The organism is Aeromicrobium sp. (assembly GCF_025965075.1).
Taxonomy (GTDB): Bacteria; Actinomycetota; Actinomycetes; order Propionibacteriales; family Nocardioidaceae; genus Aeromicrobium.
Window position 1 is genome coordinate 1 of record NZ_JAOPXQ010000224.1, and the last position, 23,655, is coordinate 23,655.

Below are 23,655 nucleotides of genomic sequence, written 5' to 3' on the forward strand. Positions count from 1 at the left end.
CCGCGAGGCGCGACGGCGACGAGTGGGTCATCAACGGGGCGAAGACCTTCATCTCCAACGGCATCCTCGCCGACTTCGTGATCGTGGTCTGCAAGACCGATCCCGAGGCGGGACCGCTGGGATTCACCCTGATCGCCGTCGAGCGCGGCACCGAGGGCTTCGAGCGAGGCCGCAACCTCGACAAGATCGGCCTCAAGGCGCAGGACACCGCCGAGCTGTTCTTCGACAACGCCCGCGTCCCGGTCAGCAACACGATCGGCGAGGAGGGCAAGGGCTTCCTGCACCTGCTCGAGAAGCTGCCGCAGGAGCGCCTGACGATCTCGGTCGTCGCCGCCGCCGCGTGCCGCACGATGCTCGACATGACGCTGGACTACGTCAAGGAGCGCAGGGCGTTCGGCAAGCCGATCGGCTCGTTCCAGAACTCGCGGTTCACCCTCGCCGAGCTCGAGACCGAGCAGCAGATCGCCCAGGTGTTCGTCGACCGCTCGATCACCGAGCTCAACGCCGGCACCCTGACGGTCGAGGACGCCGCGATGGGCAAGTGGTGGACGACCGAGCTGCAGAAGAAGACCGCCGACCAGTGCCTGCAGCTGCACGGCGGCTACGGCTACATGTCGGAGTACCCGATCTCGAAGGCATACCTCGACACTCGCATCCAGACGATCTACGGCGGCACGACCGAGATCATGAAGGAGATCGTGGGACGCTCGCTGGGCGTCTGACCTTCACTCCACAGCCCGCCCCTCGTCTCCTTCCAAGCGGCGAGGGCCGCGGCTATTCTGGCCGCATGAGCGACGCGCAGACCTGGACCACGATCGGCGGCATGTTCACGTTCATGCTCGCCTTCGTGGCGCTCCTCGTGCGCATGTTCGGTCAGAACCTCGATGTCCGGTTCGACGCCCTGACGGCCGTGATGACGGCAGGGTTCGAGCAGGTCGACGCCAGGTTCGAGCAGGTCGATCGCCGGTTCGAGCAGGTCGATCGCCGGTTCGATCAGGTGGAGCGCCGGCTCGACCGCATCGAGGGGCGCGTCGACGCGCTCGACCGCGACGTCACGGTCATCACGCGGCGCCTGATGGGCGGGCCCGACACGGCCTAGGTGCGCCGGCGCACCGTCTCGCGCTTGGCCTCGTCGACGGCCGTCTCGTACGCCGTCACGAGGGCCTGGATCGTCAACGGCTTGAAGCGCTCGACGAGGGCCGTGATGTCCTCGGGCGGACGTCCGGACGAGCGCAGCTGGGGCCACCACATGGTGCGGAAGACCTCGGTGATCTCTTTCGCGACGGCCTTGCCGGCCTCGTCGAAGATGCGCCGCGATGCGAGGGCGACCTCGATGGGCATGTCGGTCTCGATGAACTGGATGCCGACCGCGAGGTGCGCGGGGGCCACGTGGAAGACGTCCTCGGTGGGCGTGGGCTCGACGACGCCCAGCGCGATCAGCATCTCCAGGTCGTCATCGCTGAGGGCGCGCCCGGCCCGCACCTCCAGGGCCGCACGGTCCAGCTGCTCGGGCCGGTCGGCCATCCACGGCGCAAGCAGCGTGCGGTGCAGCGCGACCTGCTCCGGGGTCGCATTGCCGGGGATGTTCTCCAGGTAGCCCTCGATCGCCGACAGCGTGAACCCGTGCGCCTGGAGCTCGCGCACGAGCTCGAGGCGAGCCAGGTGGTCAGGTCCGTAGAACCCGTTGCGACCCTCGCGGCGCGGAGGCGGGATGAGCCCGCGGCCGGCGTAGAAGCGGACGGTGCGCACCGACATGCCGACGCGCGACGCGAGCTGCTCGACGCTCATCGTCTCGGCGGGGGTCGCGATCATGCTGTTGAGACTATTCCACGCCGTCCTTCGTGACGTGTGCCACACCGACCCGTCCCTTGGACTTTGACAGTGTTGGTGTCACAATCGAGGGTGTCACTGTTGGTGACGACACTCTTCTGATCCTGTGAGGAACCCCCATGACCGAGGCCTTCGTCTACGACGCCATCCGCACCCCGCGTGGTCGCGGCAAGAAGACCGGCTCACTGCACGAGGTCAAGCCGATCTCGCTCGTGACCGGCCTGATCGACGAGATCCGCACGCGCAACCCCTCCCTCGACACCGACGGCATCGAGGATCTCGTCCTCGGCTGCGTGTCGCCGATCGGCGACCAGGGCGGCGACATCGCCAAGACCGCCGCCTCCGCGGCCGGTCTGCCCGACACCGTCGCCGGCGTGCAGCTCAACCGCTTCTGCGCCTCGGGCCTGGAGGCCGTCAACCAGGCCTCGGCCCGCGTGCGCTCCGGCTGGGAGGACCTGATCCTCGCCGGCGGCGTCGAGTCGATGAGCCGCGTGCCGATGGGCTCGGACGGCGGCGCGTGGGCCATGGACCCGCACACGGCGTTCACCAACGACTTCGTGCCCCAGGGCATCGGCGCCGACCTCATCGCGACGATCGAGGGCTACAGCCGCCTCGACGTCGACACGTTCGCCGCCGAGTCGCAGGCGCGGGCCGCGAAGGCCATCGCGAACGGCTACTTCGCCAACTCCGTCATCCCGGTCAAGGACGGCTCGGGCCTCACGATCCTCGACCACGACGAGTTCGTCCGCGAGGGCACGACGGCCGAGAGCCTCGGCGGCCTCCCCGCGTCGTTCGCGCAGATCGGCGACCAGGGCGGGTTCGACTCCGTTGCGCTCGAGAAGTACCACTGGGTCGAGAAGATCGACCACGTCCACCACGCCGGCAACTCCTCGGGCATCGTCGACGGCGCGGCGCTCGTGCTGCTCGGCACCGAGGCCGCCGGCGAGCGTCACGGCCTCAAGCCGCGTGCGCGCATCCTGTCGGCCGCGGTCTCGGGCTCCGAGCCCACGATCATGCTGACGGGCCCCGGACCGGCCAGCCTCAAGGCGCTCGACCGGGCCGGCCTGAGCATCGGCGACATCGACCTGCTCGAGATCAACGAGGCCTTCGCGGCCGTCGCCCTGCGCCTCATGAAGGACCTGGGCGGCTACCCGCACGACCAGACCAACGTCAACGGCGGATCGATCGCGATGGGTCACCCCCTCGGCGCGACCGGCGCGATGATCCTCGGCACCCTGATCGACGAGCTGGAGCGTCGCGACCAGCGGTACGGCCTGGCCACGCTGTGCGTCGGCGGCGGCATGGGTATCGCCACCGTCGTCGAGCGCCTCAGCTGATCCTCCTCCCCCTTTCGAAAGAGACACACCTATGACTGAAGCAGTGCGTTACGAGGCCGAGGGCGGCATCGTCAACCTCGTCCTCGACGACCCCAACCAGAGCGCCAACACGATGAACCAGGACTACGCCGACTCGATGGCTGCCGCCGTCGACCGGCTGGCCAAGGACATCGCGAACGACCCCGAGTCGGTCAAGGGCGTCATCATCTCCTCGGCGAAGAAGACCTTCTTCGCCGGCGGTGACCTCAAGCTCATGACCCAGGCGACCCCGGCCGACGCCGAGCGCCTGTTCGACGAGGTCGAGGCCATCAAGGCCACGCTCCGCAAGCTCGAGACGATCGGCAGGCCCGTCGTCGCGGCGATCAACGGCGCGGCCCTCGGTGGCGGCCTCGAGATCGCGCTCGCGGCGCACCACCGCATCGCGGTCGACGGCGGCTACTCGGTCGGCCTGCCCGAGGCGACCCTCGGCCTGCTGCCCGGCGGTGGCGGCGTGACCCGCACGGTCCGCATGTTCGGCATCTCCGACGCGCTGATGAAGTTCCTGCTCCAGGGCCAGCAGCTGCGTCCGTCCAAGGCGCTCGCCGAGGGACTCGTCGACGAGCTCGTCGCGACACAGGACGAGCTCCTTCCCGCCGCGAAGGCGTGGATCGAGGCCAACGTCGACAACGAGGAAGCCGCGACCCAGCCCTGGGACCGCAAGGGCTACCGGATCCCCGGCGGCACGCCGTCGACGCCGAAGTTCGCGGCGTTCCTGCCGGCGTTCCCCGCCAACCTGCGCAAGCAGACCAAGGGCGCGCCCTACAAGGCTCCGCGCAACATCATGAGCGCCGCGATCGAGGGCTCGCAGGTCGACTTCGAGACCGCGACCCGCATCGAGTCGCGCTACCTGGTCGAGCTCATCGTCGGCCAGCAGTTCAAGAACATGACGCAGGCCTTCTTCTTCGACCTCGGTGCGATCAACGCCGGCAAGTCGCGGCCCGAGGGCATCGCGCCGACCAAGGCCGAGAAGATCGCCGTCATCGGTGCCGGCATGATGGGCGCCGGCATCGCGTACGTCTCGGCGAAGGCCGGCTTCCAGGTCGTCCTCAAGGACGTCGAGCTCGCCGCCGCCGAGAAGGGCAAGGCGTACAGCCAGACCATCGTCGACAAGGCCGTCTCGCGTGGCCGCCTGACGCAGGAGAAGGCCGACGAGCTGCTGGCCCGCATCACCCCGACGGCGGACTACTCCGACCTCGAGGGTGCCGACTTCGTCATCGAGGCCGTCTTCGAGTCGGTCAAGCTCAAGCACGACGTGTTCGGCGAGCTGCAGAAGGTCGTCAAGCCCGACGCCCTGCTGGGCTCCAACACGTCGACGCTGCCGATCACGATCCTGGCCGATGGCGTGGAGCGCCCCGAGGACTTCATCGGGATCCACTTCTTCAGCCCCGTCGACAAGATGCCGCTGGTCGAGATCATCGCGGGTGAGAAGACCTCGGACGAGGCCATCGCCCGGGTCATCGACTACACCAAGGCGATCAAGAAGACCCCCATCGTCGTCGGCGACAGCCGTGGCTTCTTCACGAGCCGCGTCATCGGCACGTTCGTCAACGAGGGCATCGGCATGCTCGCGGAGGGCGTCTCCCCGGTCAGCATCGAGCGGGCCACGACGCAGGCCGGCTTCCCGGCTCCCGTCCTGCAGCTGACCGACGAGCTCAACATGGAGCTCATGGTCAAGATCCGCAACGAGTCCAAGGCCGCCACCGAGGAGGCCGGCGGCACGTGGGACGCCCACGCCGCCGAGAAGATCATCGACACGATGATCGAGCTGGGTCGCCCCAGCCGCCTCAAGGGCGCGGGCTTCTACGAGTATGTCGACGGCAAGCGCCAGGGACTGTGGAGCGGCCTCGCCGAGCAGTTCCCCGTCGCGGAGACGCAGCCGGCGTTCGAGGACCTCAAGGAGCGCCTGACGTTCATCATGAGCCTCGAGACGATCAAGTGCCTCGACGAGGGCGTGCTCCGCACGACCCAGGACGCCAACATCGGCTCGATCTTCGGCATCGGCTTCCCCGCCCTGCAGGGCGGTGCGATCCAGTACGTCAACGGCTACGAGGCCGCCGACGGCTCGATCGGCATCGAGGCCTTCACGGCTCGCGCGCAGGAGCTGGCCGCGACGTACGGGGACCGGTTCACCCCGCCTGCCTCGCTGCTGGAGAAGGCCAAGAACGGCGAGACGTTCGTCTGAGTCGTTCGACCGTCTGACCACGACGCCCCCGGGACCGCGAGGTTCCGGGGGCGTCGTGCGTCCCGGCGCCGGTGCACCAGTCGCCTCGCCGGCCCGGGAGGTGCATGAGTCGCCCCATCGGGTGAGTGGCGGTGCACGAGTCGCCTCATCGGGCGAGGTAGGGCGACTGATGCACCGCCCAGGGACGGCTGGGGCGAGGTGGGGCGACTGACGCACCGCCCTGCGGGGCCCGGCCCGGAACTTCGCGAAGTTGGCTAGGCAACCCTAAGTTAGAGTGGGAGCATGACCGTCCTTGACCGCCCGGCGAGCGCCCGCGAGGCGTCGCCGCGTCAGCGGTCGACCGCGACCCTCGCGACGGGGCTGGTGATCCTGATCGGGATCCTGGCGGTGATCTGCTTCCTCAGCATCACGTGGGGATCGCGTGGCGTCGGACCGACGACGATCTGGAAGGCGTTCGCGGACTACGACCCCGACAACGCTGCGCAGACCGTGATCCGCGAGCTCCGCGTCCCCCGCACCCTGATCGGGCTGTTCGCGGGTGCGGCCCTGGGCCTCAGCGGCGTGATCCTGCAGGGCGTGACCCGCAACCCGCTCGCCGACCCCGGAATCATGGGCATCAACGCGGGCGCAGCGGCATTCATCGTGTTCGCGATCATGGTCCTCGGAGCGCAGGACGTCAGCACCTACGTGTGGTTCGCGTTTCTCGGCGCGGGGCTCGCGACCGTCACCGTCTACGGCATCGCCTCGCTCGGCCGGGAGGGCGCGACCCCCGTCAAGCTGGCCCTCGCCGGGGCCGCCGTCACGGCGATCCTGACCTCGCTGACCTCCGCGATCGTCATGACGAACGTCGAGGCGCTCGACCAGCTCCGGTTCTGGCAGGTCGGTTCGCTCGCCGGGCGCTACTTCCCGGTCTTCTGGCAGACCGTCCCGTTCCTCGCGGTCGGCCTCCTGGTCGCGCTGGGCTCGGGCCGGGCGCTCAACGGGCTGGCCCTCGGAGAGGACCTGGCCCATGCCCTGGGCCAGCGCGTGCGGCTGACCCGCCTGGTCCTGTTCGTGACGGTCGCGGTGCTGTGCGGAGCGGCCACGGCGGCCTGCGGGCCGATCGTCTTCATCGGCCTGATCGTGCCGCACGTGGCCCGAATGCTGTGCGGGCCCGACCACCGGTGGCTCCTGCCGTACGCCCTGGTGCTGACGCCCAGCGTCCTGCTCGCCGCCGACGTCATCGGCCGACTCGTGGTGTCGCCCGGCGAGCTGCAGGTCGGCGTCGTGCTGGGCCTGCTCGGCGCGCCGGCGTTCATCGCCCTCGTCCGCTACCGCAGCCTGACGGAGGTGTGAGTCGCATGACGATCCAGCTCGACGCACCCGCGGTCGTCCGCGCCGGCCGTCGCTCCCGCCGGCGTCGCTCGGCCGTCGTCACCGCGGTGCTGGCCGTCGCAACGTTGGGGCTGTTCGTCCTGACCCTGATGGTGGGCAGCTTCGCGGTCTCGGTCCCCGACGTCGTGCGGTCCCTGCTGTCCCCGGGCGCCGACCCGTCGGCCGACTTCGTCGTCCGGGACCTGCGCCTGCCGACCGCCGCCACGGCCCTCGGGGTCGGGATCGCGCTGGGGATCGCCGGCACGGTGTTCCAGAAGCTCCTCGGCAACCCGCTGGCGTCACCGGACTTCGTCGGGATCTCGTCGGGGGCCAGCATGTGCGCGGTCTCGACGATCGTCCTGTTCGGTGCCAGCAGCACCGTCGTCTCCGGCTCCGCGCTGGCCGGCGCCCTCGCGACCGCCGCGCTGATCTACGTCCTGGCGTGGCGCGACGGGATCTCGGGCTACCGGTTCGTCCTGATCGGCATCGGCGTCTCCCAGCTCATGCTGTCGATCATCGGCTACATCGTGGCCCGCGCCGACATCCACGAGGCGCGCGAGGCGATGACGTGGCTCGTCGGCACGGTCGGGCTCGCCGGGACCGGCGAGCTGCGGGTCCTGCTCGGCGCGCTGATCGTGCTGGTCCCCACGGCCCTCCTGCTGGAGCGCCCGCTGCGGTCGCTCGAGCTCGGCGACGGCGCCGCCACGGCACTCGGCACCCGGGTCGAGCTGAGCCGGTTCGCCCTCCTGGCCCTGTCGATCGTGCTGGTCGGCCTGTCGGTCGCGGTGGCCGGTCCGATCATGTTCGTCGCGCTCATCGCCGGTCCCATCGCCCAGCGGCTCGCGGGCCCCGCAAGCAGCGTGCTCGCGTCCGGGCTGGTCGGTGCCGTCATCGTCCTGGCCGCCGACCTGGTCGCTCAGCACGTCGCACCGACGGCCCTGCCGACGGGTGTCGTGACCGGCATCGTCGGCGCCCCCTACCTCATCTGGCTCCTCGCCACCGTCAACCGGGAAGGACGCGGCGGATGACCTCACACGACCTGCGTGCCACCAACCTCACGCTCGGCTACGCCGGCACCGACATCGTCAGTGACCTGGACGTCACGATCCCGGACGGCCGGATCACGGTCATCGTCGGCGCCAACGCCTGTGGCAAGTCCACCCTGCTGCGTGGCCTGGCGCGACTCCTGCGCCCCCGTGGCGGTGAGGTCCTGCTGGACGGGAAGTCCGTGCAGGACATGCGCAGCGTCGACGTCGCCAAGGTGCTGGGCCTGCTGCCCCAGGCGCCCGTCGCGCCCGACGGCATCACGGTCGGTGACCTCGTGGGGCGCGGCCGCTATCCGCACCAGGGCTGGTTCCGTCGCTGGAGCGACGAGGACGGCCAGGCCGTCGCGGCGGCGCTCGAGGCGACCGGGACGGCCGATCTCGTCGACCGCCACATCTCCGAGCTGTCCGGCGGCCAGCGTCAGCGGGTCTGGGTCGCGATGGCGCTGGCGCAGGACACCGACCTGCTCCTGCTCGACGAGCCCACGACGTACCTCGACATCAATCACCAGGTCGAGCTGCTCGACCTGCTGACGGACCTCAACCGGGCCTCGGCCAAGACCGTCGTCATCGTGCTGCACGACCTCAACCTGGCCTGCCGCTACGCCGATCACATCATCGCGATGAAGCAGGGCGCGATCGTCGCGGAGGGCCCGCCGCGCGAGGTCGTCACCGCGGAGGTCGTGACCGACGTCTTCGGGCTGGCGTGCGAGGTCGTGCCGGACCCGGTGAGCGGGACACCCATGGTGGTGCCCCGGGGTCGCCACCACGCGGCCCGTGAGGTCGTCGAGGCGCTGGCGTAGCGGTCGCCTCCGTCCAGTGGTTGGCTGGACGGATGGACGACACTGTCGAGCTCGCGATGTTCCCGCTCGGCTCGGTGCTGTTCCCGGCCATGCCGCTCGCGCTGCGGGTCTTCGAGCCGCGCTACCTGCAGATGCTGCAGGACGTCCTGCCCGACGAGACGTCCGAGTTCGGCGTCGTGCTGATCGAGCGCGGCCAGGAGGTCGGCGGCGGGGAGAAGCGCTTCGACCTCGGGACGATCGCCCAGATCGCCGACCTCAAGGTGGCCGACGGGCATCTCGCGCTGATGGGCGAGGGCACCCGACGCATCGAGGTGGTCGAGTGGCTCGCCGAGGACCCCTACCCCCGGGCCCGGGTCCGAGAGCTCCCGCCGCTGGTGTGGGACGACGCCGAGCGGGAGCGGCGCGACCAGACCGAGGCGCTCGTGCGGCGGACCCTGGCTCGGGCCAGCGAGTTCGACGACCAGGCCTGGTCGCCGAGCGTGCAGCTCAGCGCCGACCCCGTCGACGCCCTCTGGCAGCTGGCCGCGATCGCCCCACTGGGTCCGCTCGACCAGATCGGGCTGCTGCGGTGCGAGACCTCCCGCGACCTGCTCGACGCGATCTTCACCGCGACCCAGGACGCCGGCGAGATCCTCGACGCCCGCGGCCCTGTCTAGGCTCGGACCATGCTGATCCTGCGGGCCGCCGGGGGCACGGTCGAGATCTCCGAGCACGGGGCCGAGCCGCACTCCCTGCGCGGCCCCGACGGCCACGAGTACCTGTGGCAGGCCGGGGAGGCGTGGCGCCGGCACGCGCCGATCCTCTTCCCGATCGTCGGGCGGGTGCCGGACGACACGATCACGGTGGATGGGCGCACGTATCCGCTGACGCAGCACGGCTTCGCCCGCGACCTGGAGTGGGACGTCATGGCGACCGACGACTCGTCCGCCACGCTCCGGCTCCGCGACAGCGACGGGACGCGGGCGCGCTTCCCGTTCGGCTTCCAGCTGACGGCGCACTACGCCGTGGACGACGACGGCCTGCTCACGACGTACGAGGTGACCAATCCCGGTGACACCCCACTGCCGGTGTCGCTCGGCTCGCACCCCGCGTTCGCCTGGCCGCTGGAGCCGGAGGCCGCCAGGACCGAGCACGTGGTCGTGTTCGACGAGCCCGAGCCGGCACCCGTCCGGCGGCTCGACCACACGCTGGTCCTGCCCGGCTCGGAGCCGACGCCCGTCGACGGGGCGGTCCTGCGACTCGATCCGACGCTGTTCGTCGCCGACGCGATCGTCATGGACCGGGTCGTGAGCCGTGGGCTGCGCTACCTCGCGCCGTCCGGTCGGGGTGTGCGCCTGACGTGGGACGACGCGTTCGACGTCTTCGTCCTGTGGTCACCCCCGGACGGCGCGAACCTGCTGTGTCTCGAGCCCTGCGTGGGCGGCGCGGCCCCGGTCGACTTCGCCGGGGAGCTGCGCGACAAGCCCGGCGTCCGGCTGGTCGAGCCGGGTGCCACGTTCCGGGTGTCCTACCGGATCGACCCGCTCACGCCGTGACCCGGCGACGCCGGTGGCGTCACCTGACCGGCGCGACGTCCTCGTCCCCGTCGACGTCGGCCTGGCGCAGGCCACGGCCGAGCCGGGACGACCGGTAGCCGTACGCGAAGTAGACGACGAAGCCGATCGCCAGCCAGATCAGGAAGCGCACCCACGTCTCGACCGACAGGTTGACCATGAGCCACAGGCAGGTCACGATCGACAGGATCGGGATCAGGGGCACGGCCGGCACCCGGAACGGGCGGTGCAGGTCGCTGCGGGTGCGGCGCAGGATGATGACGCCCGCCGACACGAGCATGAACGCGAACAGGGTGCCGATGCTGACCAGCTTGGACAGCTCCGACAGGGGCACGAAGCCGGCGAGCGCGGCGACGAAGACGCCGGTGGCGATCGTGATCCGGTAGGGCGTGCCGAACCGCGGGTGCACCTTCGCGAACGCGACGGGGAGCAGCCCGTCACGCGACATCGCGAACAGCACCCGGGACTGACCCAGCATCAGCACGAGGATGACCGTCGTGAGTCCGGCGATGGCGCCGGTCGAGATGAGCTTGCTGGCCCACTCCAGGTCGTTGGCCTTGAACGCCTCGGCCAGCGGGGCCGCGGTGTTCATGCGCTCGTCGCTGTACTTCAGCATCCCGGTGACGACGAAGGACACCGCGGCGTACAGCACCGTCACGATGGCCAACGAGCCGAGGATGCCGCGGGGCATGTCCCGCTGGGGGTTCTTGGTCTCCTCCGCGGACGTCGCGACGATGTCGAAGCCGATGAACGCGAAGAACACGACCGAGGCGGCGGCGATGATGCCGTAGACCCCGAAGACCGAGGGCTCGACGCCGAACACGGACTGCAGCAGCGTCGAGTCGAGGCCCGACTCGGTCTCGGCGGGCTTCGAGTCGGGGATGAACGGGGTGTAGTTCGACAGCTTGATGAAGAACAGCCCGGCGACGATCACGAACGTCACGACGGCGACCTTCACGATGACCAGGACGCTCGTGAAGCGTCCCGAGAGCTTGGTGCCGAGCACGCCCAGCACCGTCAGCGCCAGGACGATCGCGATCGCGCCGAAGTCGGGGGTCGCCTCGTCACCGGCGAGCCACGTCGGCAGGTCGAACAACGACTGGAGGTACGCCGACCAGCCCCGCGAGACGACGGCGGCACCCAGGGCGAGCTCGAGCACGAGGTCCCAGCCGATGATCCAGGCGATCAGCTCACCGAGGGTCGCGTAGGAGAACGTGTAGGCGCTGCCGGCGACCGGCACGGTCGAGGCGAACTCGGCGTAGCAGAGCGCCGCGAGGCCGCAGGTGATGCCGGCCAGCGCGAACGAGATCACGATCGCCGGGCCGGCGTTGCTGAACGCCTGCTCGCCGGTCAGGACGAAGATCCCGGTCCCGATCATCACGCCGACCCCGAAGACCGTCAGGTCCCACGCGGACAGCTCCTTCTTGAGCCGGTGCTCGGGCTCGTCGGTCTCCTCGATCGAGCGCTCGACGGACTTGATGCGGAACAGATCCATGCGTCCCATCCTGTGTGGGCGGCCGGACGACCGCAACCGGCCCCAGGTGCTCGCCGCCTCAGCGGGTCTTGACGTAGCGCGCCCAGGCCAGGCAGAACGCGCCGAATGCCGCGAGCCCGATCGCGACGAGGGTCAGCAGCACGGGTCCGTACGGCTGGTCCCGCACGGTCTTGAGCGCGTCGTCCAGGCCACCGGCCTTGTCGGAGTCGTACGACAGCGCGGCCCAGCCGAACAGGATGCCGACGACGCCGATCGCGACGCCCTTGCCGACGTAGCCGATCACGCCGACCAGGACGATCCCGGAGCCGGTCGTGCCGGTCGTCGCGGAGTCCTCGAGGTCGTGGGTGAAGCCCTGCGTGACGCCGCGGTGGACGTGACGGGCCGCGACGGCGAGGATCGCGAGACCCACGACCACGACGAGGACCCGGCCCGCCGGCGCCGACAGCAGGCTCGCCGTGAACCCCTCCTCCTTGGAGTCGCTGCCGCTGGACCCGCCCGATCCCATCGCGACGCGCGCCGCCGAGAAGGCCAGCACGGCGTAGACCACGGCCCGGCCGAGCTCGCTGGCCCGCTTGAGGTTCCGCTTGGTGTCGTCGTCCTCCGACTGGTGCCCCCACGCGGCGGTCAGCAGCTGCCACACGACGAGCGCCGCCAGGCCGACCGCGGCGATCCACAGCAGGGTCTGGCCGAACGGCTGCTCGGCGATCGTCCGCAGGGCACCGCCGCTGCTGGCGTCGCCCCCGCCGCTCCATGCGATCTGCACCGCGATCCATGCGATCAGCAGGTGCACGACCCCGTACGCCACCAGCCCGATCCGGGCCGCGGCCTTGACCGTCGTGCTGTGCCGGGCCTGCTGGCCGGCGTCCCGTCCCTGTGCTGCCATGTCTGTCATGCGTGCTCCCTTCCGAACGTCCTGATCCTGCCACCGCCGGTCCGGGAGCGCCTGTTCTACGCGCGTCGCTGCAGTTCCTCGGCGGCCTTCGCGATGTTGCGCTGCATCGAGCCGAACACGATGCCGTGGAACGGGAAGATCGACCACCAGTAGAGGTGGCCCAGCAGCCCCTTGGGGTGGAACAGGGCGCGGTGGTGGAACGTCGTGGTCCCACCCTCGGTCGACCCGACCTGCATCTCGAGCCAGGCCAGGCCCGGCAGCTTCATCTCGGCACGGAGCCGCAGGAACGTACGACCGTCGGTCTCCTCGACCCGCCAGAAGTCGACGGCGTCGCCGACGGCCAGGTGGCGCGGGTTGCGCCGGCCCCGGCGGAGGCCCGGTCCGCCGACCAGCCGGTCGAGGACGCCGCGGACCCACCACGCCAGCGCCCAGGAGTACCAGCCGTTGCGGCCGCCGATGCCCTCGATGACGCTCCACAGGTGCTCGGGGCCGGCCTCGACCTCGCGGGTCCGCTCATCCTTGTAGAGCGAGCCGCCGGCCCAGTCCGGATCGGTCGGGAGCCCCTTCGCGGGGGCGCCGGCCGTCGATGCGGACGACCAGCTGGTCGGGACGTCGAGGTCCTGGATCCGGGTCAGCGCCAGCTCGACCGAGCGGTCGAACGTCGTGAGCCCCTCCGGCGGGTCCGGCACGTGCTGCTTGATGTCGGTCTCGCCCGCCACGACGGTGTTGCGCAGCGACTCGACCAGCGGGCGCGCCAGGCTCGCGGGCACCGGGGTGATCAGCCCGATCCAGTGGCTCGACAGCCCCGGTGTCAGGATCGGCACCTTGAGGATGCGCCGCTTGGGCAGCCCCGAGATCTCGGCGAAGCGCTGCATCAGGTCGAGGTACGTCAGGACCTCCGGGCCACCGACGTCGAACCGACGGCTGACCTCCGGCGGCATGTCGGCCGACCCGACGAGGTAGCGCAGCACGTCCCGGATCGCGATCGGCTGGATGCGGGTGTTGACCCACGTCGGCGTGACCATGACCGGCAGCCGCTCGGTCAGGTAGCGGAGCATCTCGAACGATGCCGAGCCCGAGCCGATCACGACCCCGGCCTGCAGGACCGTGGTCGGGACGCCGGAGCCGAGCAGGACGTCGCCGACCTCCCCGCGCGAGCTGAGGTGCTCCGACAGCTCCTCGTCGTCGGGGATCATCCCGCCGAGGTAGACGATGCGGCGGACCCCGGCGGCCTTGGCCTCGGTGGCGAACCGCTCGGCCATCTCCCGCTCGGTCGCGCCGAAGTCGCCGCCGGTCCCGATCGAGTGCAACAGGTAGTACAGCACGTCCACGCCGTCCATGGACGCGCGAACCTGGTGGGTGTCCGAGGCGTCACCGACGCAGATCTCGACCGACTCGGCCCAGTCGTGCGCGCGGGCCTTGCGCTCGTCGCGCACCAGCACGCGCACGTCGTGGCCGGCCTCGAGGAGCTGGGGGACGAGGCGACCGCCGACGTACCCGGTCGAACCTGTCACGAGACTGCGGGTGCGGGGCATGTGTCCAGTGTGGTCGGTCCGCCCCGACCCGCACGGTGACTCGGGCTCAGCCCTGCTTGCGGGCCCGCTCCTCGTACGCCGCCCGGGCTGCGGGGTCGGCGTCGGCGAGCACGCTGTCGGCGTGCATCGACCGGGTCAGCGCCTCGCGCAGGACGCGCGGCATGAGGTTGGCCGACTTCATGATGGTCTGGCTCCAGCGGGGGACCCACGTCTCGGCCCGCGGCTTGCGGATGACGCCCTCGATGACCGCGGCGACGTCGTCGGCGCTGACCGGCTTGACCCCGCGCGCGGCGGGGACGCCGGCGGACAGCTCGGTCGTGACGACGGTCGGCAGCACGAGGCTCACGTCGATGTGGTGTGGCGCCAGCTCGGAGCGCATCGCCTCGCTGAAGCCGACGACGGCGAACTTGGAGGCGGAGTACGTCGCACCGTCCGCCACCGCGAGCCGGCCGACGGCCGAGGACACGTTGACGACGTGGCCGCGGCCACGCTCGAGCATCCCGGGCACGACGGCCTTGGTGCCATGGATGACGCCGTGCAGGTTGACGTCGACGATCGCCTGCGTGACCTCGTCGGGCTCCTTGAGCAGCGAGCCGAGCGGCATGATGCCGGCGTTGTTGACCAGGACGTCGATCGGCCCGATCGACGCGACCTCGGCCAGGAACGAGCGCCACGAGGCGGCGTCGGTGACGTCGAGCGCCCCGGCCACGGTGCCCCCGCCGATCTCGGTCGCGACGGATCGGGCCAGCTCGGCGTCGCGGTCGCCGATCGCGACGCGGGCGCCGGCGGCGACGAGCCGCTCGGCCGTGGCGCGGCCGATGCCGCGCGCCCCGCCGGTCACGACGACGGTCAGGGTCGAGAGGTCGTTCTTCATGCGGTGGTCCTTCCGGGACTCAGGGGGCGCAGGTCGATGGGCTGGCCGTCCTTGGGGTACGGCAGCGAGGTGTAGCTCATGGGGGTCGTGTAGTCCGGGTCGACGGTCCACTCGAAGCGGCGCAGCAGGTGGTGGACGATCGTCTTGACCTCGGCGCCGGCGAAGAAGATGCCGAGGCACTTGTGGACGCCGCCCCCGAAGGGCTCCCACGCGTACCGGTGCACCTTGTCCTCGCGGCGGTCCTCCGCGAACCGGCTGGGGTCGAAGCGCTCGGGGTCGTCCCACAGCTCGTCCATGTGGTGCGACAGGTGCACCATGACCGCGACGAGCCGGTCGGCCGGGATCGTGCGACCCATGACGACGGTCTCCTTGACGGTCTTGCGGGCCAGGACCGGGACCGGCGGCACGAGGCGCAGGCTCTCCTTCATGACCAGGTCGAGCGACGTCAGACCCTCGAGCTGGCTCATCGTCGGATCGGCCGGCAGGCCCATCGACTCCTCGCGGCAGCGCTCCTGCCACTCGGGGTGCTGGCCGAGGAACCGCATGATCGTCGAGACCGTGATGGTCGACGTGTCGTGGGCGGCCATCAGCAGGAAGATCATGTGGTTGACGATGTCGTCGTCGCTGAACCGCTCGCCGTCCTCGGTCGTGATGTGGCACAGCACGGAGAACAGGTCGTCGCCCTCGGCCGCCCGCTTGGTCGCGAGGTGGCGGCGCAGGAACTCCTCCAGCACGGCCCGACCGCGCAGCGCCCTGCCCCAACGGGTGCCGGGGACGTCGGCCCGGATCAGCGACGTGGCGGACTGGACGCAATCGATGAACGCGTGGTTCAGCCGGTCCATCTCCTCGCGCGACGCGAGGTCCTCGCCGCCCATGAAGATCTTCATCGCCAGGTCGAGCGTCAGCTCTTTGAGGGCCGGGTACGCCTCGAAGCCGTTGCGCGGCTGCCACTCGTCGAGGCCGCGCTCGACGGCGGGCTGGAGCGCGGCGGTGTAGCCCTCGAGCCGGTCACGGGTGAAGGCCGCCTGCATGATCCGGCGGTGCCGGTGGTGCTCTTCGAAGTCCAGCAGCATCAGCCCGCGGTCGAAGAACGGGCCGACCAGGTAGCCCCAGCCGTCGCCGCTCGCGAACGCCTTGTCGGCGTTGCGGAGCGCCGCCTCGCACGCGTCGGGGCCCAGCAGGACGGTCCAGCGCTTGCCGATGAAGTCGATGTCGGAGACCGGGCCGTAGCCGTCGTAGTGGCGGCGCATCATGCGCAGCGGGTCGCGGATGTACGCCAGCGTGCTCCCGATGTAGGGGAGGCCTCGCTTGCGGGGTGGTGTCGTGCCGATCGTCGTGCTGGCGTCGAGTGCCATGTGGTTCCCCTATCTGACAGGATGCCCTGTCAGTTTGTGGTGTGGGCTCCCCGCCTGTCAAGATGTTGGGCATGGTCGAGGTCAAGCGCAGCTACGGCGGGGTGTCCGCCGCCGATCGCTCCGCCGGTCGTCGCGCCAAGCTGCTCGAGGCGACGATCGCGGTGCTGGCCGACGGGGGCGAGACGCGCACGACGATGACCGCGATCTGCGCCCGGGCGGGCCTGACCGAGCGCTACTTCTACGAGAGCTTCGCCTCGCGGGACGAGGCCGTGCTGGCGGCGCTGGACGCCGTCGCGGTCGAGATCGCGTCGGTCGCGGTCCAGGCCGTCGCCGACACCGGCGGGGACCCGGCCGACCGTGTCCGGGCCGCGCTGAGCGCGGTCGTCTCGCTCGTCGCCTCCCAGCCGGACAAGGGCCGGGTCGCGGTCGTCGAGTCGAGCGCGACCCCCGAGCTGCGGGCCCGCCGGCACGCCCTGCTCGGCTCGTTCGCCGAGCTCGTCGCGCACGAGGCGGCCGCGCTGTTCGGCGACGCGGCGTGGCCGGAGGACCGCGCCAGGGTGCACGGCCTGGTCTATGCCGCCGGGGTCGCCGAGCTCGTCGCGGCCTGGGTCGTCGGCGACGTCGAGCTGGAGCAGGACGAGCTCGTGGCCGCCGCGACAGACCTGTTCGTCGCGGTCGCCCGACGCCACTGACCCGGAGGCGCTAGCGTCGGGACAGGCCCCGTCCGCAGGAGGATCTGACATGTCCAGTGACACCGAGCGCTCCGTGGCGCTGACCCGCACGGGCTCGTCGCGCTACCGCGCGACCAACGTCCGCGGCACGACGCTCGACATCGGGGACGGGTCGAGCGACGACTTCACGCCCGTCGAGCTCCTGCTCGCCGCGCTGGCGGCCTGCACCGCGATCACGGTCGATCCGATCGTGGAGCGCCGGGCCGCGCCGGACGTGTTCGACATCGCCGTGCGGGCCGACAAGATCCGTGACGAGCTCGGCAACCGATTGGTCGACATACGGCTGCTGTTCGACGTCGCGTTCCCCGAGGGTGAGGCGGGCGACCGGGCCCGGGTGCTGCTGCCCGATGCGCTCCGTCAGGCCGAGGAGCGACTGTGCTCGGTCAGTCGCACCGTCGCGATCGGCACCCCGGTCGAGGTCGAGGTCCGCGACGCGCGCTAGGCGTGGTGGCGCAGCCGGACGTCCTCGTAGGCGAAGCAGTTCCAGAACTGGTGCGCCGGCTGCGGGGCCCCGGTGTGGCTGACCCGGCCCGGGCTCGCCGGAACGGGGGGACACGGCCGGTCGTACCAGTCGTTGCGCCGCACGAACCGGTCGTCCACGACGGTGCCGAGGTAGTGACCCTCGAGGTCCGCGGCGTCGTTGTCGTCCCAGGGGAACCAGCCGATCCAGTGGCCGTCGAGGTCGAACACATAGGGATCCGTCCAGGTGCGCCGAAACGCGACGGTGTGCCCTTCCATGTCGAACAGATAGACGCTCATCCGGATCCCCTTCCCTCCCCATCGACGTTACGTCGGGCCGGGGTCGGGACGCGGGAGTTTGGTGTGCGCGCCGCAAAATTGACTCGAAAGGACTAGTCCGTTCGGATCCGTGCCGGGATCAGGAGCTCCCGTCGAAGGCGTCCTGAAGTCCCTGGATGTCGATCTTGTGCATCTGCATCATGGCGGCCTGTGCGCGCCCGGCGGCCTCCCGGTCCGGGTCGGCGAGCAGCCGCTGCAACGCGGTGGGGACGATCTGCCATGACAGGCCGAACGCGTCGACGAGCCACCCACACTGCTGCTGCGTCCCACCGCCCTCGAGCAGCGCCGCGGTGAGGTCGTCGACCTCCTGCTGGGTCTCGACGCTGACGGCCAGGGAGAACGCCTCGGTGAGCCGGTAGTGCGGGCCGCCGTTCATCAGGGTCAGGCGCTGGCCCTGCAGGCTGATCTCGGCGATGAACAGCGAGCCGTCGGGGTGGCGCTGCTCCGAGAGCAGCTCGGTGGTGTCGAACACCTCGAGGTAGCGCTGGAGCGCCGCCTCCGCGTCGTCGTCGAACCACAGGAACGGGGTGACGGTGATGTGGCTGGTCATGACTGGCCTCCGTCGACCGGGGCGTGACGGAACGTGGCGGGGGTGGCCAGGAGGGCGTCGAGCTTGTGGAACGACTGGTTCCAGCCGACCTCGCTCATCTCGCGCAGCTGATCGGAGAACGGGCCCTGCCTCAGCTCGAGCCGGGTCCCGTCGCCCTCGGGGATGAACTCGATCGACAGCGACAGGCGAGTGCCGTCCGGCAGTCCCGGCACCCCCTGCGCCTCCTCGTAGCCCACGAGCAGCTGGTTCTCGACGACCTCGGTGAACGTCGCCGACACGGGAGCCCGCCAGTCGGGGTCGTCCTTGCCGACCATCGTCAGACGCCAGTGCCCGCCGGCGCGGGCATCGACCGACACCGTGTCACGGGGCACCCCAAAGGCCAGGGGGCCGAACCACGTCGCCAGCTGGTCCGGGTCCGTGAACGCCTCGTACACGAGCTCGGGTGGGGCGTCGAAGTAGCGCGAGATCGAGACCTCGTACGTCGCGTCAGTCATGGTGGATGCCTTCCGTGTCGATGGCGGCGGCCTGGTCCCGCCTCGCCTGCGTGATCTGCGCCAGATGGGCGTCGAGCCGGTCGAAGCGGTCGTCCCAGACGCCTGTCAGGTGCTCCATCCAGGACGTCGCCTCCTTCAACGGCTCGGGACGGAGGCTGTTGCTCCGCCACTGGGCCCGCCTGTCCCGGGCGATCAGGCCCGCGGCCTCCAGCACCTTGAGGTGGCGGGAGATCGCGGGCAGGCTGATCGGGAACGGCTCGGCCAGCTGCGACACGGTCGCGTCGCCCTGCCCGAGGCGGGAGAGGATCTCCCGACGGGTCGGGTCGGCGAGGGCCGAGAAGATGGTGCTCAGGTGGTCGGTGGCCATGTATTTAACGTATCGGTTAAATACAGGAAATGTCAACGACGGGCTCCGCGGAACGCGGTGGGCGGGTCAGTGCAGGGACAGGCTGGGGTCGTGGGGGCCCTTGGGCTCGACCCAGAAGTCCAGCGCGAGCTCCTCCTCGGTGCCCCCGTTGAGGTAGATCGAGAAGTCCGTGACGCCGGCGGCCTCGAGCACGTCGTCGTCGATCAGGAACCGGCCGGTGTAGTCGCGGCTCGGCTGGACGAGGATCTCGTACGCCGCGTCCGCCATGATCGCGGGTGTCCGCGAGTGTGAAACCAGGTCGGCGCCGACGACATTGCGGACCGCGGCGGTGTCGATCGCGGTCCGGGGCCACAGCGAGTTGGCGGCGATGCCGTGCTCCCGCAGCTCCTCGCTGAGCCCCAGCGTCACGAGGCTCATGCCGAACTTGGCGATCGTGTACGCCGTGTTGGTCGCGAACCACTTGGGGTCGAGCGTGATGGGCGGCGAGAGGGTCAGGATGTGGGCGTTGTCGGACCGCTTAAGATGCTCGATCGCGGACTTGGCCAGCAGGAACGAGCCGCGGGAGTTGATGTCGTTCATGAGGTCGTACTTCTTCATCGAGATGTCCTCGGTGCTGGACAGGTCGATCGCCGAGGCGTTGTTGACGACGATGTCGATCCCGCCGAATGCCTCCGCGGTCCGCGCGACCGCGTCGAGCACGAACGCGTCGTCCCGGATGTCACCCACCAGGGGGAGGGCATGGCCGCCGGCCGCCTCGATCGCCGCGGCCGCGGTGTGGATCGTCCCGGGGAGCAGCGGGTGGGGCTCGGTGGTCTTGGCGAGCAGGGCGACGTTGGCCCCGTCCTTCGCGGCACGGACCGCGATCGCCTCGCCGATCCCTCGGCTGCCTCCGGACATGATGATGGTCTTGCCTGCGAGTGACATGCCTCGATAGTGCCACCACTACTGTCAAGGTGGCCAGGGGTCCTCTAGCCTGAGGTCACCTAGGAGGAAACACATGTCTGAATCCGTGCTGGTCGAGGACGCCGACGGCGTCCTCACGATCACCTGGAACGATCCGGAACGACTCAACGGGATGACCGGCGACATGCTCGACGCCGCCTCGGACGCCGTCGAGGGTGCCCCCGCCGGCACACGGGTCATCGTCTTCACCGGCGCCGGCCGGGCGTTCTCGACCGGGGCCCGTCTCGGCGGAGAGCTCAAGGGCACCGAGCCGATGGACGTGGCCAACCGGCTGATCCGCGCCGTGACCTCGAGCCCCGTCCCGGTCGTCGCGGCCGTCAACGGTCCCGCCGCCGGCTTCGGCTGCTCGGTCGCGCTGGCCGCCGACATCACGATCGCGAAGCAGTCGGCGTACTTCCTCCTGCCGTTCACCAACATCGGCCTGATGCCCGACGGCGGCTCGACCGCGGTCGTCGCGGCGTCGATCGGGCGGGCTCGCGCGTCCGCCATGGCGCTGCTCGGCGAGCGGCTGCCGGCGGACGAGGCGGCCCGCACGGGTCTGATCCACACCGCCGTCCCGGACGAGGAGTTCGACGCCGCGGTCGAGGGCATCGTCGCCCGCCTGGCCGCCGGCGCCTCGGTGTCCTACCGCGCGACCAAGGAGGCCATCACCGCCGCGACCCTGGGCCACCTCGACGAGGTGCTCGACCGCGAGCGGGACCTGCAGGTCGAGCTGTTTGGCACGACCGACTTCGCCGAGGGCGCGACGGCGTTCATGCAGAAGCGCGCACCGAAGTTCGTGGGGGCCTGATGAGCACCGACTACGACGTCATCAACCAGGTTCTGACCAACCGGCGCAGCTGCCGGGGCTACCTCGAGGACGAGGTGCCCCGCGAGACGCTCGAGCAGGTCCTCGCCGCGGCGCAGCACTCCGCGTCGTGGTGCAACACCCAGCCGTGGCAGGTCCACCTCGTCTCGGGCGAAGCCCGCGATGCCCTGTCGAAGGCCGCGGTCGAGAACGTCATCGCGACGTTCGGCCAGCCGGCCCCGTCGGACTTCCCGTTCCCCGCGGCGTACAACGGCGTGTACGACCAGCGGCGCAAGGAGGTCGGCTGGCAGCTGTACGAGGCCGTCGGCGTGCAGCGCGGCGACCGCGACGCCTCGGCGATGCAGATGCTGCGCAACTTCGAGTTCTTCGGCGCCCCGCACATCGCGATCATCACGACGGACGCCGACCTGGGCGTCTACGGTGCGATCGACTGCGGGCTGTACGTCGGCTCGTTCATGCTCGCGGCGGAGTCTCTGGGGCTCGGGACGTGCGCGCAGGCCGCGATGGGGCAGGTCGCGCCCGCGATCCGCGAGTTCCTGGCCTTGCCCGACGACCGCCGGGTCGTGTGTGGCATCGCGCTGGGCTTCCCCGACCCGGAGCACCCCACGGCGCAGTTCACGTCGACCCGAGCCGCGATCAGCGATGCGGTGACGTTCGTCGACTAGGGGCGTCGCCGGTGGTCGTGCGTCACCCTTCCAGTGGTGGGGCGGTGCGACAGTCGCCCCATGTCGCCGGGATGGGCGATTCGCGCACCGCTCACCGGGGCTGGTGGCCGGGCCAACCCGCTCAGCAGGATGCGACCGAAGGTCGTCGAGTCAGTCGGTCCAGGAGTCCAGCACGTCGAGGTTGCGGAAGATCGCCGGCCCGTCGCACAGCTCGGTCATGCGGGCGGCGAAGGCCGTGGTCTCGGGGCGGTTGGAGTTCTCCATCGCCGTCTCGAACGACTCGAACTCGACGATGTTGAGGTAGGTGTTGGGACGGTCCCGGTCGGCCGTGATCGTCCCACGCAGGGCCAGGCCGCCGTCGGCCTTCTCCCGCCACTCGTCCCCGAGCGCTCTCACCTCGTCGATGCGCGTCGTGGTGAACTCAATGATCTGCACGAACCCAGCCATGTGGCCCTCCTCGGTAGAACTCGGTCCTAGCCAGCGTCGCGCGGGAGGAGGGCGAGCGGCCAGAGGCCAACGTCCTCGGGACACGATCACACCGGCGCGCCGGGGGAGTGCGCTCAGCCCCGCAGGGCGCCGATGCCCAGGACGGCGGCGAGGCCCAGCGCGCTGCGGGGCTCGTAGGCCGCGGTCCACAGCCCGCCGTGGGCGGCGTTGACCGCTTCGTCCTGCCACGGCTCGGCCTGCGGCGCGGCGCCGGCGCGCAGGTCGTACGCCAGCAGCGCGGCCATCAGGGTGTTGCTCGTGGCCGGGTCGAACACCTCGACGCCGAACCGGTGCGCCCCGGCGTACGCCGCGGCGAGCGCCTTGTTCTTGACGACCGAGCGCGTGCGCGTCGCCGGCGCGACGTTGAGCGAGACCATCGAGCCGTCGTGGCGGGCCGTCGTCGCGCGCCAGCGCTGGAGCCGCTTCGCGAGCGCGTAGTTGGGGCCCTGCTGGGGGACCAGGGCGTCGCAGAGGCCCGGATCGGCGTGCGGCGGATAGTTGCGGGTCAGCAGCCGCCCCCGGCTGACGACCCGCAACGGCGTCCGCAGGACCTTGGACACGCTGCGTCGGTCGTACGCCTCGTTGGCCATGGCGACCTCCTCGGCCGGCACCGCGAACGTGTCGGTCGGCGTAGCGAGGAACGCCAGCGCCGTGTCGGGCCGGTGGTGGGTGAGGTGCTCGGCGAGCGCGTCGGCCGCCATCGAGACCCGGACGTGGGTCGCGCCGTCGGCGTAGCAGTAGTTGCCCAGCACGAGTCGACCGCCGAAGCCGTCGAGCCAGTGGGCGACCGCGGGCAGCTCGGTCAGCAGGTCGGCGCCCGAGTCGTCGTCGCCGTTGGTCACGATCCGCGCGGGCAGGTGGGTACGCCCGGCGGACTCCTCGGCGAGCGTGCGGATCCGGCCCTGGACGTCGGCGCGGGGCAGGTCGAGCGCGACGACCTCGGCACCCCACCGCAGGAGCGCGCGGTAGGGCCCCATCTCGGCGCCGGCGCCCAGCACCACGACGGTGTCCCCCTCGAGCCGCAGCCAGTCCGGGTTGTCCTGCACGGTCTGGATCGCCTCGGAGAACGAGCGGGTGACGACACCGTTGCCGACCCACACGTCGAGCTGGTCCAGCAGCGCCCTACCGCTCAGCCGCTCCCCGCGGTAGGGGACCGACAGCTCGGTCTCGGCCGGACCGGTGCCCTGGACGGTCCGGGTGTGGAACGCCTGCGTCAGGGCCGTGCGGTCGATCGCGTCGTCGAGCGGCACGTCGTTGAACCGCATGAGCTCGTGAGCGCTGCGCAGCCCGTCCGCCGCGATGCTGTGAGCGGCCGGCGCCTCACCGATCCCGGCCTCGACCGTGCGGCGGAAGTGCGTCAGGTAGTTGCGGCGCCAGTTGGTCTCGTTCTCGACCGCCCGGGCGCCGACCGGATCGGCCTTCCTCAGGGCGGCGGAGACGACGGTGCGGGCGGCGGACGACGTGCTCTCCGATGGGAACGACACTCCCTCAAGCGGGCTCAT

The 23,655-nt window shown here is 70.7% G+C and carries 26 protein-coding genes; 13 read left to right on the forward strand and 13 right to left on the reverse strand.

All coding sequences use genetic code 11. The features are described from left to right. Together JWQ91_RS13300 and JWQ91_RS13305 are read left to right on the forward strand one after the other, a co-directional pair. On the forward strand, nucleotides 1-722 hold a 722-nt coding region (locus tag JWQ91_RS13300), incomplete at its 5' end, for an acyl-CoA dehydrogenase family protein (RefSeq protein ID WP_297784936.1). Nucleotides 723-787: 65 nt separating this feature from the next. Then, nucleotides 788-1,099, forward strand: coding sequence for a hypothetical protein (locus JWQ91_RS13305; protein WP_297784939.1), 312 nt, complete (start codon nucleotides 788-790; stop codon nucleotides 1,097-1,099). Here JWQ91_RS13305 and JWQ91_RS13310 read toward each other — a convergent pair. Next, on the reverse strand, nucleotides 1,096-1,812 hold the full coding sequence (locus JWQ91_RS13310) for a MerR family transcriptional regulator (protein ID WP_297784942.1): 717 nt from the start codon (nucleotides 1,810-1,812) through the stop codon (nucleotides 1,096-1,098). The genes JWQ91_RS13305 and JWQ91_RS13310 overlap by 4 nt on opposite strands. 137 nt (nucleotides 1,813-1,949) lie before the next feature. Here JWQ91_RS13310 and JWQ91_RS13315 point away from each other — a divergent pair, with 137 nt between their 5' ends. The 7 genes from JWQ91_RS13315 (at nucleotide 1,950) to JWQ91_RS13345 (ending at nucleotide 10,122) form a co-directional block, all read left to right on the forward strand. Then, nucleotides 1,950-3,167 (forward strand): acetyl-CoA C-acetyltransferase, encoded by a 1,218-nt coding sequence (locus tag JWQ91_RS13315; protein ID WP_297784946.1) that lies wholly within the window; start codon nucleotides 1,950-1,952, stop codon nucleotides 3,165-3,167. A gap of 31 nt (nucleotides 3,168-3,198) precedes the next feature. Then, nucleotides 3,199-5,388 carry a 3-hydroxyacyl-CoA dehydrogenase NAD-binding domain-containing protein gene (locus tag JWQ91_RS13320; RefSeq protein ID WP_297784949.1) on the forward strand — a complete coding sequence of 730 codons (2,190 nt, stop codon included), beginning with the start codon at nucleotides 3,199-3,201 and terminating at the stop codon, nucleotides 5,386-5,388. Nucleotides 5,389-5,670: 282 nt separating this feature from the next. Continuing rightward, on the forward strand, nucleotides 5,671-6,723 hold the full coding sequence (locus JWQ91_RS13325) for an iron chelate uptake ABC transporter family permease subunit (protein WP_297784952.1): 1,053 nt from the start codon (nucleotides 5,671-5,673) through the stop codon (nucleotides 6,721-6,723). Between the two features lie 5 nt (nucleotides 6,724-6,728). Beyond that, nucleotides 6,729-7,769 carry an iron chelate uptake ABC transporter family permease subunit gene (locus JWQ91_RS13330; protein ID WP_297784956.1) on the forward strand — a complete coding sequence of 347 codons (1,041 nt, stop codon included), beginning with the start codon at nucleotides 6,729-6,731 and terminating at the stop codon, nucleotides 7,767-7,769. Beyond that, a complete protein-coding gene (locus JWQ91_RS13335) occupies nucleotides 7,766-8,587 on the forward strand; it encodes an ABC transporter ATP-binding protein (protein ID WP_297784959.1) in 822 nt (273 codons plus the stop codon). Before JWQ91_RS13330 ends, JWQ91_RS13335 begins: the two co-directional genes overlap by 4 nt. A gap of 32 nt (nucleotides 8,588-8,619) precedes the next feature. Then, nucleotides 8,620-9,243 (forward strand): LON peptidase substrate-binding domain-containing protein, encoded by a 624-nt coding sequence (locus JWQ91_RS13340; protein WP_297784962.1) that lies wholly within the window; start codon nucleotides 8,620-8,622, stop codon nucleotides 9,241-9,243. Between the two features lie 9 nt (nucleotides 9,244-9,252). Next, a complete protein-coding gene (locus JWQ91_RS13345; RefSeq protein WP_297784965.1) occupies nucleotides 9,253-10,122 on the forward strand; it encodes an aldose 1-epimerase family protein in 870 nt (289 codons plus the stop codon). 19 nt (nucleotides 10,123-10,141) lie between these two features. Here the strand turns inward: JWQ91_RS13345 and JWQ91_RS13350 are convergent, their stop codons facing one another. Genes JWQ91_RS13350 through JWQ91_RS13370 form a run of 5 tightly spaced genes read right to left on the reverse strand, consistent with a single transcriptional unit; the run spans nucleotide 10,142 to nucleotide 16,291 of the window. Continuing rightward, nucleotides 10,142-11,635: an amino acid permease gene (locus tag JWQ91_RS13350; protein WP_297784967.1), complete on the reverse strand. Its 1,494-nt coding sequence runs from the start codon at nucleotides 11,633-11,635 to the stop codon at nucleotides 10,142-10,144. A 58-nt stretch (nucleotides 11,636-11,693) separates the two neighbouring features. Beyond that, on the reverse strand, nucleotides 11,694-12,527 hold the full coding sequence (locus tag JWQ91_RS13355; protein WP_297784969.1) for a DUF1206 domain-containing protein: 834 nt from the start codon (nucleotides 12,525-12,527) through the stop codon (nucleotides 11,694-11,696). A 56-nt stretch (nucleotides 12,528-12,583) separates the two neighbouring features. Then, nucleotides 12,584-14,062 carry an SDR family oxidoreductase gene (locus JWQ91_RS13360; RefSeq protein WP_297784971.1) on the reverse strand — a complete coding sequence of 493 codons (1,479 nt, stop codon included), beginning with the start codon at nucleotides 14,060-14,062 and terminating at the stop codon, nucleotides 12,584-12,586. A 46-nt stretch (nucleotides 14,063-14,108) separates the two neighbouring features. Next, nucleotides 14,109-14,936 carry an SDR family oxidoreductase gene (locus tag JWQ91_RS13365; protein WP_297784972.1) on the reverse strand — a complete coding sequence of 276 codons (828 nt, stop codon included), beginning with the start codon at nucleotides 14,934-14,936 and terminating at the stop codon, nucleotides 14,109-14,111. Then, nucleotides 14,933-16,291 carry a cytochrome P450 gene (locus JWQ91_RS13370; RefSeq protein WP_297784974.1) on the reverse strand — a complete coding sequence of 453 codons (1,359 nt, stop codon included), beginning with the start codon at nucleotides 16,289-16,291 and terminating at the stop codon, nucleotides 14,933-14,935. The genes JWQ91_RS13365 and JWQ91_RS13370 overlap by 4 nt, the downstream gene beginning before the upstream one ends. A 71-nt stretch (nucleotides 16,292-16,362) precedes the next feature. On the opposite strand from JWQ91_RS13370, the gene JWQ91_RS13375 reads away from it, so the two are divergent. Next, nucleotides 16,363-16,983, forward strand: a complete 621-nt coding sequence (locus JWQ91_RS13375; RefSeq protein WP_297784976.1) for a TetR/AcrR family transcriptional regulator — start codon at nucleotides 16,363-16,365, stop codon at nucleotides 16,981-16,983. A gap of 49 nt (nucleotides 16,984-17,032) precedes the next feature. Continuing rightward, the gene (locus JWQ91_RS13380; RefSeq protein ID WP_297784978.1) at nucleotides 17,033-17,464 is read left to right on the forward strand and encodes an OsmC family protein; all 432 of its coding nucleotides are present in this window, start codon (nucleotides 17,033-17,035) and stop codon (nucleotides 17,462-17,464) included. Here the strand turns inward: JWQ91_RS13380 and JWQ91_RS13385 are convergent. The 5 genes from JWQ91_RS13385 to JWQ91_RS13405 form a co-directional block, all read right to left on the reverse strand. Then, nucleotides 17,461-17,781: a hypothetical protein gene (locus JWQ91_RS13385; RefSeq protein WP_297784980.1), complete on the reverse strand. Its 321-nt coding sequence runs from the start codon at nucleotides 17,779-17,781 to the stop codon at nucleotides 17,461-17,463. The genes JWQ91_RS13380 and JWQ91_RS13385 overlap by 4 nt on opposite strands. 118 nt (nucleotides 17,782-17,899) lie before the next feature. Further along, complete coding sequence (locus JWQ91_RS13390) at nucleotides 17,900-18,370, reverse strand: VOC family protein (RefSeq protein ID WP_297784982.1); 471 nt, start codon at nucleotides 18,368-18,370, stop codon at nucleotides 17,900-17,902. Beyond that, nucleotides 18,367-18,864, reverse strand: a complete 498-nt coding sequence (locus JWQ91_RS13395; protein ID WP_297784984.1) for an SRPBCC domain-containing protein — start codon at nucleotides 18,862-18,864, stop codon at nucleotides 18,367-18,369. The genes JWQ91_RS13390 and JWQ91_RS13395 overlap by 4 nt, the downstream gene beginning before the upstream one ends. Then, nucleotides 18,857-19,231, reverse strand: coding sequence for a metalloregulator ArsR/SmtB family transcription factor (locus JWQ91_RS13400; RefSeq protein ID WP_297784986.1), 375 nt, complete (start codon nucleotides 19,229-19,231; stop codon nucleotides 18,857-18,859). Before JWQ91_RS13400 ends, JWQ91_RS13395 begins: the two co-directional genes overlap by 8 nt. 66 nt (nucleotides 19,232-19,297) lie before the next feature. Beyond that, nucleotides 19,298-20,155 (reverse strand): NAD(P)-dependent oxidoreductase, encoded by an 858-nt coding sequence (locus JWQ91_RS13405; protein WP_297784989.1) that lies wholly within the window; start codon nucleotides 20,153-20,155, stop codon nucleotides 19,298-19,300. Between the two features lie 73 nt (nucleotides 20,156-20,228). On the opposite strand from JWQ91_RS13405, the gene JWQ91_RS13410 reads away from it, so the two are divergent. Further along, complete coding sequence (locus tag JWQ91_RS13410; RefSeq protein ID WP_297784992.1) at nucleotides 20,229-20,984, forward strand: enoyl-CoA hydratase; 756 nt, start codon at nucleotides 20,229-20,231, stop codon at nucleotides 20,982-20,984. After that, entirely contained in the window at nucleotides 20,984-21,667 is a 684-nt protein-coding gene (locus JWQ91_RS13415) for a nitroreductase (RefSeq protein WP_297784995.1), read from the forward strand. The genes JWQ91_RS13410 and JWQ91_RS13415 overlap by 1 nt, the downstream gene beginning before the upstream one ends. A 150-nt stretch (nucleotides 21,668-21,817) precedes the next feature. Here JWQ91_RS13415 and JWQ91_RS13420 read toward each other — a convergent pair whose 3' ends face one another. Together JWQ91_RS13420 and JWQ91_RS13425 are read right to left on the reverse strand one after the other, a co-directional pair. Then, nucleotides 21,818-22,114, reverse strand: coding sequence for a hypothetical protein (locus tag JWQ91_RS13420; protein WP_297784998.1), 297 nt, complete (start codon nucleotides 22,112-22,114; stop codon nucleotides 21,818-21,820). 113 nt (nucleotides 22,115-22,227) lie between these two features. Continuing rightward, nucleotides 22,228-23,655 carry a hypothetical protein gene (locus JWQ91_RS13425; RefSeq protein ID WP_297785002.1) on the reverse strand — a complete coding sequence of 476 codons (1,428 nt, stop codon included), beginning with the start codon at nucleotides 23,653-23,655 and terminating at the stop codon, nucleotides 22,228-22,230.